The organism is Kitasatospora sp. NPDC048239 (assembly GCF_043202015.1).
GTDB lineage: Bacteria > Actinomycetota > Actinomycetes > Streptomycetales > Streptomycetaceae > Kitasatospora.
Map to the genome: position 1 here is coordinate 179,283 of NZ_JBICZP010000011.1, position 19,639 is coordinate 198,921.

The following is a 19,639-nucleotide window of genomic DNA, read 5'->3' on the forward strand; positions in this document are numbered from 1 at the left end:
CTGATGGAACACCACGCGATCCGGCAGCCGTACCAGTACCTGCGCACTCCACTGACCGAGCCGGACTGGCGGCGGCTGCCGGGCTGGCGCGACGTCACCGCGGCCGAGTGGCGCGACGCCCGGTGGCAGCGGGCGCACTGCGTCAAGGACCTCCGCCAGCTGCGGGAGGTCGTCGGCGGCCTGCTCACCGACCGGTTCTACGCGGACCTCGCCGCCGACCAGGCCGAGTTCGCCACGATGTCGATGCTGCTGCCGCCGCAGATGCTCAACACCATGGCGCCGCACGGCCCGACCGATCCGGAGGGGTACACCGACGCGTTCCTGGCCGACCCGGTCCGCCGCTACATGCTGCCGGTCCGCTCGGAGCGGCACCCGCGGTGGCCGAGCCACCCGTACGCCGAGCGCGACTCGCTGCACGAGGCGCAGATGTGGGTGGTGGAGGGCCTGACCCACCGCTACCCCGGCAAGGTGCTGGCCGAGCTGACCTCCACCTGCCCGCAGTACTGCGGGCACTGCACCCGGATGGACCTGGTCGGCAACTCCACCCCCCAGGTGGCCAAGGCCAGGCTGACGCTGCGGCCGGCCGACCGGCAGGAGCAGATCCTCGACTACCTCAAGCGCAGCCCGGCCGTGCGCGACGTGGTGGTCTCCGGCGGCGACCTGGCCAACGTGCCCTGGCCCCGGCTGGAGGCCTTCCTGCTGCGGCTGCTGGAGCTGGAGTCGGTGCGCGACATCCGCCTCGCCAGCAAGGCGGTGGTGGGCCTCCCGCAGCACTGGCTGCAACCGCGGGTGGTCGAGGGGGTGGCCAGGGTGGCCGCGGTCGCGGCCCGCCGCTCGGTCAACCTGGCCGTGCACACCCACGCCAACCACGTGCGCTCGGTGACGCCGCTGGTCGCCGAGGCGGCCCGGGCGCTGCTGGACGCGGGCGTGCGGGACGTCCGCAACCAGGGCGTGCTGATGCGCGGGGTCAACGACACCCCGGAGGACCTGCTGGACCTCTGCTTCGCGCTCCAGGGCGAGGCGAACGTCCTGCCGTACTACTTCTACCTCTGCGACATGATCCCGAACGCCGAACACTGGCGGACCTCGGTCCACGAGGCGCAGCGGCTCCAGGAGGCGATCATGGGCTACCTGCCCGGCTACGCCACCCCGCGGATCGTCTGCGACGTCCCGAACCTCGGCAAGCGCTGGGTGCACCAGGCGGTGGCCTACGACCGCGAACTCGGCATCTCGTACTGGACGAAGAACTACCGCACCGGTCTGGAGGCGCGGGAGGCGGAGGGCGGCGACCTCGACGACGTGCTCAACCGACGCCATCCGTACTACGACCCGGTGGACACCCTGCCCGAGCCCGGCCGCCGCCGGTGGGCCGAGCGCTTCGCCGGCCGGTGCCCATGACCGCGGCACGCCCCCGCCCCCGGCACGCCCATGGCCTCAGCACTCCCATGACCTCGGAAAGGCCCCGGACGGACCGGAGAGGCCTCGGAAAGGAGCAGTGGTGAACCCCAGCCCCGCGCACCCCGGCCCCGCGCACGACACCTCCGCGCACCCCAGCCCCGCGCACGACACCTCCGCGCACCCCACCTCCGCGCACGACACCGGCCCGCTGCGCCGGATGTGCTGGATCTTCCCCGACCGGGAGTCCACCCGGATGACGGCGACGTGGCAGCACTTCTTCTGGGAGCTGTACGCGGAGGCCGCAGCCGAGCTCGGGCTGCGCTGGACCAGGCACGCGCCCGACGCGGTGACGGTGGACGCCACCGTCCGCGGCCGGACGCGGGTCTACGTCGACGAGGAGCTCGTCACCCCGGAGGACACCCTCTTCATCACCGCGCTCTACTCGCTGCCGTACCAGTCGGCGGACGTCTTCAACCAGTACGCGCTGTACGCGGTGCTGGAGCAGGCGGGCTTCTACCTGCCGTTCCCCCCGCAGGTCTCGCTGCTCGGCAACGACAAGCTGGCCACGCTGCTCTACCTGGAGGGCTCCCCGGTGCAGCCGATCCCCTCGGTGCGGATCGGCACCGGACGGGACATCAGCAAGCACCTGTACGAGGTGGCGCTGGGGGGCATGACCTACCCGGCGATCGTCAAACCGTCCGGCTGGTGCGGGGGCGGCGGGATCAACCTGGCCCGCGGCCCCGAGGACGTGCGCGGGCTGGCCAGCCTGGCCCAGGGCGGCGACACCACGCTGGTGGTCCAGCCGTACCTCGGCGACGGCACGGTGGACTACCGGGTGTACGTGGTCGACGGCGAGCCCGTGGCCGTGATGAAGCGGACCCCGGAGCCGGGCTCCCCGGTGGCCAACGCCAGCCGCGGCGGCACCATGGAGTTCCCGCCGGTGCCGCCCGAACTGGCCGCTGCGACGGCCTACTTCGCCGAGCGGCTGCCGATCCCGTTCTTCTGCGTCGACTTCCTCTTCGACGGCGAGCGGTACTGGTTCTCCGAACTCGAACCGGACGGGGTGATCGCCCCGGACTTCGACGACCCGCACCGCACCCTCCAGCGGGACATCACCCGCGCCCGCTTCACCGCCTACCGCGACGGCCACGCCAAGTGGCTCGCCGACGGGGCCCGCCCGGCCGACCCGTTCGCCGCCGCGGGCCGCCCCTACACCTCCTCGCTCGCCACCGCCCCGGCCACTCCCAACGCCCCTACCGCCCCAACCACCCCGATCACCCCGATCACCCCAGGAACGGAACCCCGATGACGGACGTGTTCTCGCTGCCCCCGGAGGCGGCCGAGCCGCACCTGCACGTCGCCCGGCGCTCGCTGGAACGGCTGCGAACCGTCCCCGAGCTGGCACCGCGCTACGACGGGCAGAGCGGACCGGCCACCCTGGAGGGCCTGGCCGCGCTGCCGCCACTGGTGAAGGACGACCTCAACGTGGCGCTGGCCCACCTGGAACCGCAGGCCGGGCAGGCCGCCACCTGGCTGTTCCAGAGCGGCGGCAGCACCGGCGCCCCCAAGGTCGGCTACGCGCCGACCGGCTTCTACATGGAGGGCGTGTACGCGCACTGGCGGCCGCTGGACCGCGACGACGTCTTCGTCAACGCCTGGGGCGCCGGCCGGATGTGGGGCGCGCACTTCCTCGCCGCGGCCCTGGCCGACCTGTGCGGCTGCCGGATCATCGCGCTGGGCTCGGTCACCCGGGACGAGTACGCCGACTGGCTGGCGTTCTTCGCCGCCCGCGGGGTCACCGCGATCGGCGGGACGCCGAGCGTGCTGCGGCTCTGGTTCGCGAACGCCAGGGCCGCCGGGGTGCGGCTGCCGGCGCTGCGCAAGGTGCTCTGGCTCGGCGAGGCCTGGCAGCCCCAGCTGGAGGAGGACATGGCCGCGGTCGCGCCGAACGCGCGGCGCTGGGGCATGTTCGGCAGCACCGAGACCTGGGTGGTCGGCACCAACACCCCGGACTGCCCGGCGGACACCTTCCACACCCTCCCCGAGCAGCTGGTGCACGTCGGCCCGGACGGCCTGCTGGACTTCACCACGCTCAACCCGGAGATGCTCAACCCGGTGCTGCGCTACCGCACCGGTGACGCCGGGGAGCTCACCGCCTGCCCGTGCGGCCGGCCCGGCCGGGCCATGCGGGTACTGGGCCGCCGCGACGCCGTGGTGCAACTGCGCGGCCTGGGGCTGCACGTGGACGAGATCGTCGCCCGGGTCGAGCAGGAGCCCGGGGTGGCCAGGGCCCAGGTCCTGGTCACCGAGCGGGGCGGCCGGGCCACCGGCGTGGACGTGCTGCTGCTGACCGGTCCGGACGCGGCACCGGACACCGACCGGCTGCGCAAGGAGCTGTTCTCCGCGACCTTCACGCTGAGCACCGCCTTCCAGCACGACCCGGAGTCCTTCCGGGTCCGCACGGTGGACGAGCTGGTCAGCAACGACCGCACCGGCAAGACCGCCGCCTTCGTGGTCCGGGAGGAGGCGTGAAGCCGCGCCGGCCGGCCCCGCTCGGGCGCGGCTTCGACCTGTTCTGGGCCGGACAGACCGTCAGCACGGTGGGCGACCGGGTCACCCTGTTCGTGGTACCGACCCTGATGATCTTCGCCCTGCACGCCTCGGCGCTCCAGGTCGGCGTGGTCGCGATGGCCCAGTACCTGGGCATCCCGCTGCTCGGACCGGTCGCCGGGGTGCTGGTGGACCGCTGGGACAAGCGGTGGACCATGCTCGCCTGCGACCTGATCCGGCTGGCGGCGGTGGCGGTCATCCCGCTCGCCTACTGGCAGGACTTCCTCTCCACCCCGCTGCTGTTCGCCTGTGTCGCGGTGATCAGCGGCGCGACGATCTTCTTCAACGTCGGGTACCTGGTCGCCGTCCCCGCCGTCGTCCCGGAGAAGGACCTGGTCCGCGCCTACTCCCGGCTGGAGGGCAGCGGCTCGGTGTGCGAGGTGGCCGGGCCGTCCATCGCGGCCGGCCTCTACAGCGCGTTCGGCGTGGCCGCCCTGCTGGTGGACGCGGCCAGCTACCTGGTCTCGGCGGTCTGCTTCCGCTTCATGCCGCCCTGGGGCGAGCGGACGGTCGTCCCCGGCTCCATCGGGGAGCGGCTGACCGCCGGGTTCCGGCTGAACTGGGCCGACCCGGTGCTCCGGCGGGTGGTGGTCGCGGCGGTGACGCTGAACTGCGGCGGCCCGGTCTTCGTCACCGTGCTGCCGGTGCTCGCCTACCGCGGACTCGGCGTCTCGGTCGGCGTGTTCGGCGCGGCCATGTCGGTCGCGGCCGTGGGCGCGCTGGTCGGCGCGGTGGTCGCGCCGAGAATCAGCGAGCGGCTCGGCCTGGGGCGGACGCTGGCCTGGGCGCTGCTGCTGCACTGTCTGGTCGGGCTGGGCGTGCTCGCCGCACCCGCGCTGCCGGCCGGGCCGGTGATCGCGGTGACGATGGGCTGCTACGGCTTCTTCATGTCCTGCATCAACGTGTGCAGCGCGCCCACCCGGCAGTCCCGGATGTCGGCGCAGCACCAGGGCGTGATGCACGCGGCCTTCCGTACCGTCACCTGGGGGGTGATCCCGCTCGCCGCGCTGGTCGGCGGTGTGGCCGTCTCCCTGCTCACCGGGCCGCTGGGCATCCTCGGCGCCGCCCGGGCGGTGATGGCCGGCGGGACGCTGCTGGCGGCGCTGTCCTTCGTCCCGGCCCTGGGGATCCAGCCGCTGCTCGACGCCGCCGCCCGCGAGCCGAAGCCGCGGACCGACGGCACCCCGGCCGACGGCACCGCGACCGACGGCACCGCACTCGCGGAGAGCGCGCCGTGACCGCGGCGGAGCGCCCGGTCCTGCTGATCACCGGGACGTCCTCGGGCATCGGCCTGGCCACCGCGGTCGAGGCCGCCCGGGCCGGGTTCACCGTGGTGGCGACGATGCGCGATCCCGGCCGGGCCGGACCACTCCTCGACGCGGTCCGCCGGGCCGGCGCCACCGTGGACGTCCACCGCCTCGACGTCACCGAGGAGGCCTCCGTGACGGCCTGCCTCGACGGTGTGCGGCAGGCCCACGGACGGCTGGACGCGGTGGTCAACAACGCCGGCGTCTCCAACTTCGACCCCACCCTGGAGATGTCGACCACCGAGGCGCTGCGGGCCAACCTGGAGGTGAACTTCTTCGGCGTGATCGCGGTCAGCCGGGCCGCCATGCCGCTGCTGCGCGCCGCCCGCGGCCGGCTGGTCACCATCGGCAGCGTGCACGGCCTCGTCGGCCAGCCGTTCAACGAGGCCTACTGCGCGGCCAAGTTCGCCGTCGAGGGGTTCATGGAGAGCCTCGCCCCGGTCGCCGGGGCACACGGCGTCCGGGTGTCCGTCGTGGTGCCCGGCTTCGTACCGGACACCGACTTCGGGGTCTTCCCCGACATCGACCGCACCACCATCCGGGCGGCCTCCGGCCCCTACGCGCAGACCTTCGGCGACTACCTCGACTGGGTCGGCGGGCAGGGCTGGGAGGCCGCCGGCCAGTCGGCCCGGGAGGTCGCCGAGGTGGTGGTGGACACCCTGCGCGCCGACCGGCCGCCCTTCCGCGTCCCCACCGGCCCCTGGGCCGCCGCGTACCTCGACCAGAAACTGACCGACCGGGACGGCGCGGGCGTGCAACGGCTCGCCCGCACCTGGATCGGCCGACCGGACCCCAGCTAGAGGCAGGAGAAGCAGTGCCCGCGAAACCGCTACAGGACCTGGTCGACTTCGCCCGGACCAACTCCCCCTTCTACGCGGAGACGTACCGCGACGTACCGCGGACGATCTCGCACCTCACCGAACTGCCCCTGATCGACCAGAACGCCTTCTGGGCCGCCAACACCTGGCCGGACAACCGCCTGCTCACCGGCCCGCTGAGCGACGCGGGCGTCTACAAGACCGGCGGCACCACCGGCGTCCCCAAGTTCTCCCCCTGGACGCGCACCGAGCACGCCGACTCGGTGAGCGCCTTCGGTGCGGGCATGGTGCAGGCCGGACTGCGCCCGGGCCACCGGGTGGCCAACCTGTTCTGCGCCGGAGAGCTCTACGGCGGCTTCCTCTACATCGAGAACGCCCTGCACCACGCGCCGGTGGAGAACGTCCGGCTGCCGGTCGGCGGCACCGCGCCCGACGACTACGTGGCCGACCTGATCGCCGGGTTCGGAGTGCACGTCCTGGCCGGTGAGCCGATGAAGCTCAGCTCGGTCGCCGAGTGCCTGGTCAAGCGCGGCGAGAGCGCCGACTCCGTCGAGCTGCTGCTCTTCGGCGGCGACCTGCTCTTCGCCGACCTGCGGCCGATCCTCACCCGGGCGTTCCCCAAGGCGGCGGTGTCCTCGCTCGGCTACGCCTCGGTCGACGCCGGGCTGGTCGGCGCCCCCGTCCCGGGCGACGACGTCCGCGTCCACGAGGCCTTCCCGCACCGCACGGTGGTGGAACTGGTCGACGACGTGACCGGCGAGCCGATCACCGCCGTCGGCGTGCCCGGCCGGGTCGTGGTCACCAACCTGTTCCGCACCCTGATGCCGATCCTGCGCTACCCGACCGGTGACCGCGCCGAGTGGGTCGACCCCGCACGCGGCCGGTTCCGCCTGGTCGGCCGGTCCGTCGAGGGCGCCCGGGTGGGGACGGTCGCGATGCCGACCGAGGAGATCCGCGCCGTACTGATCGCCGCCGACCCCGACCGGTACATCTCCGGGATGCAGCTGGTCCAGCGCCGCTGGGACGGCCGGGACGGCCTCATCCTGCGCCTGGGCTGCACCGAGCAGCCCCCCGAGGAGCTGAGCGGACGCCTCGTCGAGGCCGTCTACGCGGCGCGGCCACTCTACCCGGCCGAGGTGGCGGCCGGCGCCGTCCACCACCTCGCCGTCGAGTGGGTGCCGCGCTCCGAGCTGGTCACCAACCCGCGGACCGGCAAGCTCCAGCAGGTGCTGGACGAGCGCCCGCCGGCCTGACCGCCGCCGGGTCGCCGCCGGGGCGGGCAGTTGCCTCCCGCCCCGGCGGCGCCTCCCGCGCGGTCAGTCTCCGAACGGCCGGCCCGGCAGCATCACGCTCTGCCCGCGGAACTCCGCCACGATCTTCCCGTCCACGACCTCTCCGGCCGCGTCCTGCCCGCCCGCCTGGCGGACCGTCACGTCGTAGATCCCGGTCCGACCGGAGCGCGACCGTTCCTCCGCCTCGGCCACCAGCTCGTCGCCGACCGCGGCCGGGGACAGGAACGTGACCTGGGCGGCCTGGGCGACGGTCACCGGGCCGTGGCTGTTGCAGGCGTACGAGAACGCCGCGTCGGCCAGCAGGAACAGGTAGCCGCCGTGGGCGATCCCGAATCCGTTCACCATCGCCTCGGCGACGGTCATCCGCATCCGCGCGCGCCCGGGGGCCACCTCCTCCAGGGCGATTCCCAGCGTCCGGCAGGTGTGGTCGCGTTCGTAGAGCCCGGAGATCGCGCCGCTCCCCACCCCGGTCGACCCGACATCCGTACCCATGCCGCCCTGCCTTCCTCCGGGGCACGGCCCCCGCGGCCGGCCGCAATCGCCCCCGGATTACACCGACCCGCCCCGCCGCCTGTCAACGCCCGCCGGTCAACGCCCACCGGGCGCCGCGCCCTACCCGGTGCGGGGCGCGCGGCCGGCCGCCCCTGGGTCGGCGGCCTCCGGGCGGGAGTGTTCACCGGGATGATTCGCCGGTGGAACACCGGATGCGGCACAGTGGCCCCATGAGCGCGGACACGAGGAGTCACCAGGCTGTCGGACGGCCGGGCGCGGCCCGGCGGCGGCCGGTCCAGCAGCGCAGCCAGGAGCGGTGCGAGCGGATCCTGGACGCCTGCGCGGATCTGCTCGACGCGGTCGGGGCCGGTGCACTCACGACCAAGGAGGTCGCGCACCGCGCCCAGGTGCCGATCGGCACGCTCTACCAGTTCTTCTCCGGCAAGGAGGACCTGCTCGCCGCGCTGGCCGTCCGCAACCTGGAGCTCTACCTCCAGCGGCTGGACCGCCGGCTGTTCGCCGAGGCACCGGTCGGGCCGGCCGGGTTCACCGACCTCGCGGTGGACGAGTTCGTCGCGATGAAGCGGGCCGTCCCAGGATTCGGCCAGGTGGACTTCGGTCTGGCGGGTGCGCTCGTGCCCGCCGGGGTCCGGGACGACCGGCATCTACTGGACACCGACCTGGACAACAACACCGCCGTCGCCCTGCGCCTGCAGGCCCTCGGGGGCGAGGTCTTCACCGCGTCCGACCCGGCGGCGCTCACGCTGGGGCTGCGGGTCGCCCTGGAGGCGGCGGACGCCGTCCTCAAGCTCGCCTTCCGGAGCGACCCGGACGGCGATCCGGCGCTGATCGCCGAGTGCAAGCGGCTCGTCCGCTGCTACCTCGCCGACCAGCTCACCGGGCCGGTCGGGGGACCGCTCACACCGCGCTGACGGAGGCGGTGGCGGAGCGGCAGCAGGGCGAGCCGTTGCGAGCCCGCCCCCGCCGCAGCACAGTGGAAGCAGCACAGTGTGGAACCAGTGCAGTGTGGAACCAGCACGGTGTGGAACCAGCACAGCAGCCACCGAAGCCGCCACTACCGGAGGAGCAGCCCATGCACGCAGCGGTAGGTGACCAGCTCCACATCCACAGCAGGGCGGTGGGCATGGTCGACCAGAAGGGCGAGATCATCGAAGTGCGCGGCGCCGGGGGCGAGCCGCCGTACATGGTCCGCTTCGAGGACGGCCACGAGGGCCTGATCTACCCGGGCCCGGACTGCATCGTCGAACCCGGCGAGAAGACCCACTGACCCGCGTACCCGCCGCCCCGCGCCCGACCCGCGCGCGGCGGTGAGTCGCGTTGTCCGCGCTCTCCGCCCCCTCCCTCTCCGCCGCCCCCTCCTCACCCGGCACCCCGCTCCCCGGCGCGCTTGCCGCGCTCGCGCCCCTGCTGGACCACTACGGCTACCCGGCCCTGGCGCTGTTCGTCCTGCTCGACAACTGCGGCATCCCCGCGCCCGGCCAGACCATGCTGGTGCTGGCCGCCGTCTACGCCGGCACCGGGCACCTGAGCCTCGCGGCCGTGGTGGCGATCGCCTTCGGCGCGGCCGTCCTCGGCAACAGCCTCGGCTACCTGATCGGCAGCACCGGCGGCCGCGCCTTCGTGCACCGCTGGGGCCGCTACGTGCTGCTCACCCCCGCCCGGATGGAGCGCGCGGACGGCTTCTTCGCCCGGCACGGCGGCAAGGTCGTCACCGTCGCCCGCTTCGTGGACGGGCTGCGCCAGACCAACGGCATCATCGCCGGCACCACCGAGATGCCCTGGCGCCGCTTCCAGCCCTTCAACCTGCTCGGCGCCGCCCTGTGGGTCGGCGTCTGGTCGACCTTCGGCTACCTGGCCGGCGCCAACATCGGCACGGTGTACCGGACGGCGGTCCGCTACCAGCTGTGGCTCCTGATCGGCCTCGGCGCACTCTGCGCGGCACTCGCCGTGCGCCAGCTGCTGCGCCACCGCCGCCGCAACGGCACCGGGCGCGCATAGCCCCGCAGGACGCCGCGCGCCGGCGCTCGCGGTCCGCACGCCCGCACGCCCGCACGCCCGCCCACAGGGGCCTGCCCGGCGGGTGGGCAGGCCCCTTTCGGTCGTGGCGGGGTCGGTGCGGGGGACCTCCGCAGGGGGTCAGTGCAGGGGGAAGACCTCGAACGGCACGGCGAAGCGCACCCCGAGCCGGCTGCCGGCGCCCCGGCCGAAGCCCTCCAGGAACTCGCGCGCGTCGGCCATCGCCCCGCCGAGGCCGGCCAGGTAGGCCCGGTGCTCCTCCAGCGACGCGACGCCCTTGTCGAAGTGCTCGGTGGTGTCGACCGCGTGCCGGGACTCCGGCGAGGCGACCGCCCAGACCTCCTTCACGCCGTTCCACGGCTCGTGGCCCTCGGCCGTCAGCTCGCGGAACACCCAGCGGTTGCCCGCGTCCCGGACGGCGTCCAGGGTCGCGCGGCCGACCGCGATGTGGTCCGCCTGGTTGAGGAACGTCCCGCCGTACGTCTCGCGGAAGTTGCTGGTGATGACGATGTCCGGCCGGTGCCGGCGGACCGCCCGGGCGATGTCGCGGCGCAGCGGCAGGCCGTACTCCAGCACGCCGTCCGGGTGGCCGAGGAACTCGACGGTGTCGACGCCGACCACGGCGGCGGAGGCGATCTGCTCCGCCTCGCGCAGCGGGCCGCACTCCTCGGGGCTCATCGAGTCGATCCCGGCCTCGCCGCTGGTGACCATCAGATAGACGACCTTCTTGCCCTGGGCCGTCCAGCGGGCCACCGCGGCGGCCCCGCCGTACTCCATGTCGTCGGGGTGGGCGACGACCGCCAGTGCGGTCTGCCAGTCCTCGTTGACCGGCTCGAACGGCTCGGGTGCCTGCTCGCTCATGGGTCTGCTGCCTCTCGTGCTGTACGTGTGTGCGATGGATCGGTCGTACGGTCGCGCCGCAGGCGACTCTAGAAGATCGCCGCGCCGACCGGCCGTCAGACACCGCTCCGGGCCGTCGCCTTGGCCCTGACGCGCGGGTCAGGGGTTGGCGTCCCGGCACCCGCAGCGGGACCGCCGCTGCCCGGTCCGTCCAGGAGTCCTGCCGTGCCCGACACCAGCCCGCCCGAGCTGCGGCGCAGGTGTCGGGCGGACCGCGGACGGTGGCCGGGCGGACGGTGGCCGGGCTGGTGTCGGGCGGGCTGCGCTTCTTCGAGCAGCGCGGCCTGCTGCCGCCGCCGGTCCGCACCACCTCGGGCCAGCGCGAGTACGGGCCGGCCGAGGTGGCGCGGCTGGGCGCGATCCGGCGGCTGCTGGCGCTCGGCCTGACCGTCGAGGATCTGCGCAGCCGCGCCCACCGGCTCGACATGCTCGCCGAGGACCCGCCGCGCAGCTGTGCCTCCACCGGGGAGGCGGGGCCGGAGACCTTCGCCCCGGTGGTCGAGCACCGGCTGGCCGAGCTGGACGCCGAGATCGCCCGGCTGACCGGGCTGCGCGACGGCCTCGCCCGCCATGCTGCAGCACGCCGTTCGGGGTGCCGGCGTCCAGCCAGCCGGCGTCGGTGAGGACCGGGACGCCGCCCGCCCTGATGGCGCGGCCGCGCTCCGCCACGCTGGTGACCGCCCAGCTCTCCGGGCCGTTGGCGTAGTCGCCGAGCGAGCCGCTGTCGGCGATCAGGGTGCTGCCGAGTTCGGCGTCGAGCGTGCCGAACGACGCTCCGGTGCCGCGCAGATCGGCCAGGACGTAGGCGTAGCCGCACGCGTTCCAGCGGTCCGCGGCTCCGGCCCTGGGGTCGTTCCCGGGCCCGCCGGCGTGCTCCCTGGAGCGCCAGTAGCGTTCGGTCTCCAGGACGGTCGGCAGCCGTCGGCCCGCGGTGGTGCCGGGTGGCAGCCAGACGTCGACGGCGAGCCGGACGCCGTCGGGCATCGCCACGTACAGCTGACTGGAGCCGCGGCAGTTCGCGGGCGGCGGCGCCTGCGGGGTCGGCGGCGGCGGCCGGTGTGAGCGGGCACGCGAGTGCGGCGAGCACGGCCAGCAGTGCGGTCAGCGGGCGGCGCAGGGAGCGGGGTGGTGGCACGGGTGTCCCCTTCGGTCGTGGCGGCCGAAGGGGACAGTTCCGCACACGGACGGTGCGCCTGCGCGCCACGGGCGGTTGCCCGGCAACGCACCTTCTGCAGTGTGGGATTGACGTTCGATCAGGAGAACGACCGGCACCCCTCGTTCGCTTCCGGCCTCACTCCCGGTCCCACTCCCGGCCACGGCCGGGTCCGGCCCCGGCGGTCACCGGCGCGCCGGCACCAGCGCCCCGCCCGCCTCCTCCGCGGCCAACGGGATATCGGCCACCACCGCGAACCCCCCACCGGCCTGCGGGCCGACGGCGAGGGTGCCGCCGTGCAGGGCGACGCGCTCACGCATGCCGATCAGGCCGTACCCACCCGGACCGGCCGTCGGCGCCCCCTCCTGCGGCGGCCCGCCCCCGCCGTCGTCCCGTACCTCGACGGTGACCCGGTCCTGACGATAGGTCAGCCGGACGGTTGCGCGGGCCGGTCCGGCGTACTTGCGGGCGTTGGTGAGGGCCTCCTGGGCGATCCGGAACACCGTGAGGCCGACGGTCGGCGGCAGTGGACGCTGCGGCCCGTGGACGCTGAAGTCGGTCGGCAGCCCGGCAAGTCGGGACTCGGCCACCAGGCGGTCGAGGTCGTCGGCGCCGGGCTGGGGCAGTGAAGGCCCGGTCTCCGGCTCGTCGCCGGCCCGCAGCACGTCGAGGAGCTGGCGCATCTCGCGCAGTGCCAGCCGCCCGGAGGCCTCCAGGGTGACCAGGGCGTCCCGGACCACCTCCGGTTCGCCGATGTTGGCCCGGGCCCCGCCGGCCATCAGCTGCATGGCGGTGATGTGGTGGGCCACGATGTCGTGCAACTCCCGTGCGATGCGGCGGCGTTCGTCGGCCACCGCGCGGTCGGCCAGCAGCCTGCGGTTGGCCGCCACCTCCCGCTGCCAGCGGTTGACGGCCAGCGCGGTGCCGACCACGATCAGCGCGGTGAGGGGGGCTGCGACGGCCTCCTGCCAGGACGGGATCCAGCCGCTCCCCTGGCACAGCAGCGTCAGCGGCACCGTCGCGGCGGCCGCGACCGCCGTCACCCGGCCGGGGCGGGCCCGGGCGACCGAGTACAGGGCGACCACCAGGACGGCGCCGAAGTGGCGGGGCAGCGACACCGCCAGCGCGACCGCGCCGTCGAGCGCCAGGACGGCGGCGAGCACCGCCACCGGGTGGCTGCGCCGGGCGAGCAGCGGCACGGCCGCCAGCGCGACGAGCAGGAACCCGGCCACGCTCACCTGGTGCCGGCCGGCGGGGTCGTCGAAGAACACGTAGCTGAGCAGGTTCATCGCGCAGGCCCCGACCGTCACGAGCGCGTCGCCGTGCGGCCACAGCGGCTCGGCGGCGCCGGAGCGCAGCGGCTCCCGGGCGGCGCCGGTGCGCGGCGGCTCGGCGCCGTCGGGCGCGGTGTGTCGGCTCCTGAGCATGTTCTGTTTCCCCTTGCGTCCGACCTCCCGGCCCCTCCGGACAGCGTTGCACAGCGGTCGCCGCGGCAGGATCGGACCCAGTACCGAGTTCAGCCGCGTGACCAGGACCAGGGTCCTGGTCACGGGCCGGGGAGGGCCCCAGGACCCCGGCCCGGATCAGCCGCCGCCATGACGTCCGACGGGCCCTCGGGGTGATGGTCTGGAGACCGGCCGGGAGCCCCCGGCAGACGTCCGCATTCAAGTCCGTCCGCCGGAGGACATCGTGATCCGCGCCCTGACCGGATACTCCACCAGACACCCGTGGAAGGTCATCACCCTCTGGGTGGTGCTGGGCGTCGCACTGAGCGCCCTGACCCCGATCCTGATCTCCCGCGTCACCCAGAACCAGACCGGGGAGTTCCTGCCCCGGAGCTACGACTCGGCCGCCGCGCTGCAGATCTCCCAGGAGCGGTTCGGGGTGGACCCCGACGCCACCACGGTGACGGTGCTGGTCGCCCGCTCCGACGGCAAGGCCCTCGGGCCCGCCGACCAGAAGCAGATCGACGCCGAGGCCGCGAAGCTGGCCCAGCGCCGGGTGGCCATGCCCAGGGAGGACGACCTCCCGGCGTTCATGGTCCCGGACCGCTCGCAGACGCCCCGGATCGCCCCGGCGATGACGGCGCCCGACCGGAGCTTCGCACTGCTCTCCGTCCAACTGCTCGGGAATCCCGTGGACAAGGGGGTCCAGGGTGTCTACCGGGCGTTCCGGGACGCCACCCGGACGCAGTTCGCCGAGACGGGGATGCGCACCGGGTTCACCGGAGGGCTCGCCGACACCGTCGACACCACCGACGACAACAAGACCGCCGCGCTGGTCGGGAGCGCCCTCGTCATGGGGTTCATCGTCCTGCTCAACGTGCTGGTGTTCCGCGGTGTGCTGGCGGCCGTGCTGCCGCTGGTCGCGGTCGCCATGATCGGCGGTGTGGCGGGGGGAGCCGTCTCGGGTGCCGCGATGCTCACCGGGCGCAAGCTCGACGCGGGCACTCCGGGGCTGATCAACGTGGTCCTGCTCGGCATCGGCATCGACTACCTGCTGTTCCTGCTGTTCCGCTTCCGCGAGCACCTGCGGGCCCGGCCGGAGCAGAACGCCCGGGAGGCGGCCGCACAGGTCTCCGGCCGGGTGGGCACCGCGATCACCTCGGCGGCGCTGACCATCGTGGCCGCGTTCGCCACCCTGGGGCTGGCGACCTTCGGGCAGTTCCGCTCGCTGGGCCCGGCGATCGCCGTCGCCGTCCTGGTGATGCTGCTCGGCAGCCTCACCCTCATGCCGGCCCTGCTCGCGGCCGCCGGGCGCAAGATGTTCTGGCCCTCCAAGACCCTGCGCCGCGAGCCGTCCGCAGGCCGGGCCGCCCGCTTCGGCACGCTGGTGGCGCGACGACCGCTGACCATGCTTGCCGTCTCCGTCGCCCTTCTCGCCGCCCTGGCCGCCGGGATGGTCGGCATCCGGATGGACTACGGCCGGGGCGACTCCGGTGCCCGGACGGCCGCCGCGGCCACCGCGGCCGAGATCTCCCGCGCGATGCCGGCCGGGGTGTCGGACCCGACGAGCGTCCTCGTCGCCACCACGGACGGCACCGCCCTCACCACCGACCGGCTGGACGGCCTCGCCAAGGCGCTCGCCCGGGTCGACGGCGTCGGCCAGGTCGCACCGACCGTCCTCGCCGAGGACCGCCGTGCCGCCCGGATCGACCTCTACACGACCGCCGACCCGCAGAGCAGGCAGGCCCGCGACCTGGCCTCCGGTCCGATCAGGGCCGCGGTCGCCGGGCACACGCCCGCCGGGACGACGGCACACGTGGGCGGGACGGCGGCGATCTTCGCCGACATCTCCACCGCCGTCGACCACGACCTGAAGATCGTGTTCCCGGTCGCGGCCGCGCTGATCGCGCTGATCCTCCTGCTGCTGCTGCGCAGCCTGCTCGCACCGCTGGTCCTGATGCTCGCGGTCGGGCTCGGCTTCGCCGCCACCCTCGGCGCCGCCACACTGCTGTTCCAGCACGTCCTCGGCAAGCCGGGGGTCAGCTTCACCCTCCCCCTGGTGCTGTTCCTGTTCGTCGTGGCGCTGGGCACCGACTACAACATCCTGATCACCGACCGGATCCGGGAGGAGATGCAGCGGCCGGGCCCGGCCCGCGCCGCCGTGGCCCGCGCGGTCCGGCACACGACTCCGGCCATCGCGACGGCCGGGCTGGTGCTGGCCGGTTCCTTCGCCACGCTCGCCACGACCCCGGGCAGCGAACAGGTCGCCTTCGCGATGGCGCTCGGCATCATGCTCTCGGCGCTCGTCCTCTCGCTGGTGCTGGTGCCGGCGCTGGCCGCACTCCTCGGCCGGGCCATCTGGTGGCCGCTCCGCCCGCGGCCCACCGCGGCCGAGCACCCGCAGCACCCGCAGCACCGTGCGTCCGCGCCGCAGCCCGACCGGGCCACGGTGTACTGAGGTGCTGCGGATGTTCACCGGAAGCCCGAAGCCGTCGAACCAGGAAGCCGTGGCGGACTTTCGGATCCGAACACATCGCAGGCCTACCCCGTCAAGCCGGCAACAGTAGCGACCGGGCGGCCGAAATGAATTTCGGCCGCCCGGCACGGACCGGTCAGAAAACCCGGGCCCACTGGCTGAAATTGCCCTGGTTGGGGCCCAACCAGGCGGTGTAACCCCCCGTGGTGAGATAGCCGCCCGAAGTCGACCAGAGGGTGGACGGGTTCGACCCGTACCACCAGTTCGGGTTGTTCGAGCTGCAGATCGCGGTGCCGGGCTGGCCGTTCTGGTTGACCAGACAGACCCCCCGGTAGTTCATTTCCATCAGCTTTTCCCCGTTGTTGCCCCACCACTGCGACGAGTTGTAACGGTCGCACCCCTGGAGCACCACATCGGCGAAGCCGGCGCCCGCACTGGTGGCAGTCAGGCACTTCCCGGTGGCCACGTTCTGCAGCATGAACGACATGCCGTCACCCGGGACGGGCGCCGCGGAGGCCGGGGACACCGAACCGGCAGTGACGGCGCCGACCGCCAGGGCGAATGCGGATATGATCTTTGCTGAACGGAGGAGCACGGAATACCCCATTCCGATAGACGGTGATCTTTTCGGAAGAGCAAACTGCTTTCCCGACGACCCAAAGGCTAACCGGAGAATGCCCTCAACAGCCCCCCGTTGAGCTTAATTTGAGGATCCAGAACAAGATCTCCAGCGCCGCCAAATCGGTACAATTTCACCGTCATTGCTGATGGCAGTATGAGATGCGTATGCAGATGGCATGTCATACAGCGGCACGCCATCGACATCGCCCACCGCGGTTCAGGACGCCCCCGAACCCATGAACAACCGACGTCACGCCTCGCGGTCAGGGCCGGGCCGTGCACCTGCGAGGTGCACGGCCCGTTGCCGTTGCCGTTGCCGTTGCCGCGGCCGGGTGCGCGGGCCGGTCCCGTAGCCGCGCGCCGGGCGGGGGGTCAGCAGGGGACGGGCACCGAGATGGTGGCGGTCGACGGCGGCCAGCCCCACTGCGTCACCAGGAAGGTGCCCTCGACGGTCGAGCCGCACGGGACGGCGCCGGAGACCCGGCCCACCCAGCGGCCGCCCTTGGGGATGACGGCGCTCGGGGTGTCGGTGCCGAGTTCGGCGCCGCCGGCCACGGAGGCGGAGAGCCTGAAGGGCACGGCCCGCTCCGTCCAGGTGATGCTGGCAGGGGCGGCGTGACCGGTCAGCGTGATCAGGTCGCCGTCGACATCGGCGCAGAGCTCGGTGAGCAGGATGCCCTGGTAGCCGGAGACGCAGGTCCTCGTGGGGATGGACGAGGCGGTCTCGGAGGCGGGCCGAGCGGTGGCCTGAGCCGCGCCGGCCGCGGTCAGGACGGCGGTGCCGGCGAGGATGGCGAGGAGCCGGTTCATCGAATGCTTCCCGTTCGTAGGAATGGATGACACCGTGAAGCAATGTGACATTTCATGCTTCACACCCCAGATACTGCCATGGATTCGAGCGGAATATCTAATTCCAACCTTGCTCTTGAAGCTAAATCACGATTTCAGCCTTCATGTGTCCGAATCTCGCCGGTCGACGCCCGCCAGGTCGCACCGGAGGTCATGCGCTTCGCAGCCCGGACGCCGCGCCGTCCGCGTGCCGGGCCCACCGGGCGCCGGGGCCGTACGTTGGCCCCATGGCACGGAGCGCTCGGGCCGCGCGGCTCGCACCACCCAGCTGGCTCGCCGCGGGCCTGCGCCCCCGGTCGGCACCGATCCCCTGGGCGGCCGTCGCCCGCGCCTCGGTCGCCCTCTCGGCACCGCTGGCCGTCGGGTTCGCCACCGACCGGCCCTCGTACGGCGCGCTGGTCTCGATGGGCGCGCTCTCCGCCGTCATCGGCGACACCGCCGACGCCTACCGGATGCGGGTCTTCAACATCGCCGTCCCCCAGCTGTTCGGCGCCCTCGGCGTGGCCCTCGGCACCCTGGTGTTCGGGGAGGGCTGGGTCGCCGTCGCCGTGCTCACCGTGATCGCGCTGGTCTCCGGCATGATCTCCTCGATCGGCGCGGTCGCCTCCGCCTCCGGCCTGCTGCTCCTGCTCGACGCGGTGGTCGGCGCCGGCCTGCCGATGCCCACCCCCTGGTGGAAGGCTCCCCTGCTGCTCACCCTCGGCGGCGTGCTGGTGCTCCTCCTCGCGCTGTTCGCCTGGCCGCTGCGCGGCGGCGTCCCCGAGCGGACCGCCGTCGCCCGGACGTACCGGGCCGTCGCCGAGTTCCTCGCCGCGGCCGGCACGCCCGCGCACGACGACAAGCGGCGGACCGTCACGCACTCCCTCAACGAGTCCTACGACCTGCTGCTCGCGCACCGCACCCGTCGGCACGGCCGCTCCCCCGGGCTGGTGCGGCTGCTCGCCCAGCTGAACGCCGTCATCCCGGTGGTCGAGGCCGCCACCTCGGCGAAGCTGCGCCCGTCCTCGCTCGGACCGCTGCCGGACGCCTACCCGGCGGCCGCCCGCGAACTCGCCGCCGCCGTCGGGGCCGGCCGCACCGGAGCGGCATCACTCGCCCTGCCGGAGCCCGAGGGGCCGACCGAGCGGGCCGTGGACCACGCGCTGCGGTACGCGGCGACCGTCGTCCACGAGACCGGGCCCGACCTGCACGGCGTCGCCGAACGGCTGGGCCGGCCCGCCCCCGTGCGGATCCGGACCCGGCGCGCGCTGCGGGCCGTGATGCTGTCCGGGGCGTCCTGGCGCTACGGGCTGCGGCTCGCGCTGTGCATCGGCCTCGCCCAGGCCCTGGTCTCGGTGATCGCCGTCCCCCGCTCCTACTGGGTCACCCTGACCGTCACCTTCGTGATGAAGCCCGACTTCGGCTCGGTCTTCTCCCGGGCCGTCCTGCGCGCCCTCGGTACCGCGGCCGGTCTGCTGATCGCCATGCCCGTCCTCGCGGCGGTACCGCACGGCTGGTGGGACGTGCCGGTGATGATGCTGCTCGCGACGCTGATCCCGGCCGTCTCCGCGAAGGGCTACGCCTTCCAGACCGCGGCGATCACCCCGGTGATCCTGCTGCTCTCCGACCTCCTCAACCAGCAGGGCTTCGACCTGGTGCTGCCCCGGCTGTACGACTCGCTGATCGGCTGTGCGATCTCGCTCGTCGCGGGCTACCTGCTGTGGCCGGAGTCCTGGCACACCCGGATCGGCGACCGGCTCGCCGACGCGGTGTCGGACACGGCGGTCTATGTGGCCCTCGCCTTCGAACCCCGGCCGGACCAGACGGCCCGGCTGAAGTACCGGCGCCGGCTCTACCGCGACCTGTCCACCGTGCGCTCCGAGTTCCAGCGGGCGCTGACCGAGCCGCCGCCGACCGGGGCACGCGCCGCCGCCTGGTGGCCGCTGGTCATCGCCGTCGAGCGGATCGTCGACACCACCACCGCCACCCGGGTCCGGGTCGACCACGGCGCGCCCGCCCCGCCGGCCGAGGAGGTGGCCGCCATCGGGGGCGAGTTGCGGGAGCTCGCCGAGGCGGTGCGGTCGAGCGGCACCCTGGCCCGGGCACCGGAGGAGGCGGACGGGCCGGACGGGCCGACGGGCGTGCTGGCGCCGCTGCGCGACGAGGTCCGGGCGGCCCGCGCGGTCGCCGCACCCGGCCCGGGCTGAACGCCGAACGAGCTCCGGATGGGCGCCGGATGGGCGCCGGGGCGTTCGGGGGCGA

At 73.8% G+C, this 19,639-nt stretch carries 17 protein-coding genes and 1 pseudogene; 12 read left to right on the forward strand and 6 right to left on the reverse strand.

The annotated features are described in order from the left end of the window. Positions 1 to 3: 3 nt before the first annotated feature. The 6 genes from ACGFZP_RS27125 to ACGFZP_RS27150 all read left to right on the forward strand — a co-directional run bounded on the left by ACGFZP_RS27125 (position 4) and on the right by ACGFZP_RS27150 (position 7,386). Positions 4 to 1,398 (forward strand): KamA family radical SAM protein, encoded by a 1,395-nt coding sequence (locus tag ACGFZP_RS27125; RefSeq protein ID WP_392937922.1) that lies wholly within the window; start codon positions 4 to 6, stop codon positions 1,396 to 1,398. Between the two features lie 100 nt (positions 1,399 to 1,498). Then, positions 1,499 to 2,707, forward strand: a complete 1,209-nt coding sequence (locus ACGFZP_RS27130) for a RimK family alpha-L-glutamate ligase (RefSeq protein WP_392937925.1) — start codon at positions 1,499 to 1,501, stop codon at positions 2,705 to 2,707. Next, a complete protein-coding gene (locus tag ACGFZP_RS27135; RefSeq protein ID WP_392937927.1) occupies positions 2,704 to 3,930 on the forward strand; it encodes an AMP-binding protein in 1,227 nt (408 codons plus the stop codon). Before ACGFZP_RS27130 ends, ACGFZP_RS27135 begins: the two co-directional genes overlap by 4 nt. Continuing rightward, entirely contained in the window at positions 3,927 to 5,246 is a 1,320-nt protein-coding gene (locus tag ACGFZP_RS27140) for an MFS transporter (protein ID WP_392937930.1), read from the forward strand. Before ACGFZP_RS27135 ends, ACGFZP_RS27140 begins: the two co-directional genes overlap by 4 nt. Next, positions 5,243 to 6,115 carry an SDR family oxidoreductase gene (locus ACGFZP_RS27145; RefSeq protein WP_392937933.1) on the forward strand — a complete coding sequence of 291 codons (873 nt, stop codon included), beginning with the start codon at positions 5,243 to 5,245 and terminating at the stop codon, positions 6,113 to 6,115. Before ACGFZP_RS27140 ends, ACGFZP_RS27145 begins: the two co-directional genes overlap by 4 nt. 14 nt (positions 6,116 to 6,129) lie before the next feature. Beyond that, the gene (locus ACGFZP_RS27150) at positions 6,130 to 7,386 is read left to right on the forward strand and encodes a phenylacetate--CoA ligase family protein (RefSeq protein ID WP_392937935.1); all 1,257 of its coding nucleotides are present in this window, start codon (positions 6,130 to 6,132) and stop codon (positions 7,384 to 7,386) included. 63 nt (positions 7,387 to 7,449) lie between these two features. Here the strand turns inward: ACGFZP_RS27150 and paaI are convergent, their stop codons facing one another. Next, positions 7,450 to 7,917 carry a hydroxyphenylacetyl-CoA thioesterase PaaI gene (gene paaI / locus ACGFZP_RS27155; protein WP_392937937.1) on the reverse strand — a complete coding sequence of 156 codons (468 nt, stop codon included), beginning with the start codon at positions 7,915 to 7,917 and terminating at the stop codon, positions 7,450 to 7,452. Between the two features lie 230 nt (positions 7,918 to 8,147). Here paaI and ACGFZP_RS27160 point away from each other — a divergent pair, with 230 nt between their 5' ends. The 3 genes from ACGFZP_RS27160 to ACGFZP_RS27170 all read left to right on the forward strand — a co-directional run bounded on the left by ACGFZP_RS27160 (position 8,148) and on the right by ACGFZP_RS27170 (position 9,936). After that, the gene (locus ACGFZP_RS27160) at positions 8,148 to 8,849 is read left to right on the forward strand and encodes a TetR family transcriptional regulator (protein WP_392937939.1); all 702 of its coding nucleotides are present in this window, start codon (positions 8,148 to 8,150) and stop codon (positions 8,847 to 8,849) included. A 161-nt stretch (positions 8,850 to 9,010) separates the two neighbouring features. Continuing rightward, positions 9,011 to 9,205, forward strand: coding sequence for a DUF1918 domain-containing protein (locus tag ACGFZP_RS27165; protein WP_392937941.1), 195 nt, complete (start codon positions 9,011 to 9,013; stop codon positions 9,203 to 9,205). Positions 9,206 to 9,255: 50 nt separating this feature from the next. Beyond that, the gene (locus tag ACGFZP_RS27170) at positions 9,256 to 9,936 is read left to right on the forward strand and encodes a DedA family protein (protein WP_392937943.1); all 681 of its coding nucleotides are present in this window, start codon (positions 9,256 to 9,258) and stop codon (positions 9,934 to 9,936) included. A gap of 138 nt (positions 9,937 to 10,074) precedes the next feature. Here the strand turns inward: ACGFZP_RS27170 and ACGFZP_RS27175 are convergent, their stop codons facing one another. Next, a complete protein-coding gene (locus tag ACGFZP_RS27175; RefSeq protein ID WP_392937946.1) occupies positions 10,075 to 10,815 on the reverse strand; it encodes a PIG-L deacetylase family protein in 741 nt (246 codons plus the stop codon). Between the two features lie 239 nt (positions 10,816 to 11,054). Between ACGFZP_RS27175 and ACGFZP_RS27180 the strand changes: the two genes are divergently transcribed. Beyond that, positions 11,055 to 11,477, forward strand: a complete 423-nt coding sequence (locus ACGFZP_RS27180) for a MerR family transcriptional regulator (protein WP_392937949.1) — start codon at positions 11,055 to 11,057, stop codon at positions 11,475 to 11,477. A gap of 88 nt (positions 11,478 to 11,565) precedes the next feature. Here ACGFZP_RS27180 and ACGFZP_RS27185 read toward each other — a convergent pair. Continuing rightward, a pseudogene (locus ACGFZP_RS27185) lies at positions 11,566 to 11,838 on the reverse strand (CocE/NonD family hydrolase); the annotation flags it as partial. Between the two features lie 354 nt (positions 11,839 to 12,192). Beyond that, positions 12,193 to 13,434 (reverse strand): sensor histidine kinase, encoded by a 1,242-nt coding sequence (locus tag ACGFZP_RS27190; protein ID WP_392937952.1) that lies wholly within the window; start codon positions 13,432 to 13,434, stop codon positions 12,193 to 12,195. Positions 13,435 to 13,696: 262 nt separating this feature from the next. Between ACGFZP_RS27190 and ACGFZP_RS27195 the strand changes: the two genes are divergently transcribed. Next, positions 13,697 to 15,910, forward strand: coding sequence for an MMPL family transporter (locus ACGFZP_RS27195; protein WP_392937955.1), 2,214 nt, complete (start codon positions 13,697 to 13,699; stop codon positions 15,908 to 15,910). Between the two features lie 154 nt (positions 15,911 to 16,064). On the opposite strand, the gene ACGFZP_RS27200 is transcribed toward ACGFZP_RS27195, so the two are convergent. Together ACGFZP_RS27200 and ACGFZP_RS27205 are read right to left on the reverse strand one after the other, a co-directional pair. After that, the gene (locus tag ACGFZP_RS27200) at positions 16,065 to 16,523 is read right to left on the reverse strand and encodes a ricin-type beta-trefoil lectin domain protein (protein WP_392937958.1); all 459 of its coding nucleotides are present in this window, start codon (positions 16,521 to 16,523) and stop codon (positions 16,065 to 16,067) included. Positions 16,524 to 16,921: 398 nt separating this feature from the next. Then, positions 16,922 to 17,359, reverse strand: a complete 438-nt coding sequence (locus ACGFZP_RS27205) for a hypothetical protein (RefSeq protein WP_392937961.1) — start codon at positions 17,357 to 17,359, stop codon at positions 16,922 to 16,924. Positions 17,360 to 17,625: 266 nt separating this feature from the next. Here ACGFZP_RS27205 and ACGFZP_RS27210 point away from each other — a divergent pair, with 266 nt between their 5' ends. Beyond that, positions 17,626 to 19,584 carry an FUSC family protein gene (locus ACGFZP_RS27210; RefSeq protein ID WP_392937964.1) on the forward strand — a complete coding sequence of 653 codons (1,959 nt, stop codon included), beginning with the start codon at positions 17,626 to 17,628 and terminating at the stop codon, positions 19,582 to 19,584. The last annotated feature ends 55 nt before the right edge of the window (positions 19,585 to 19,639 follow it).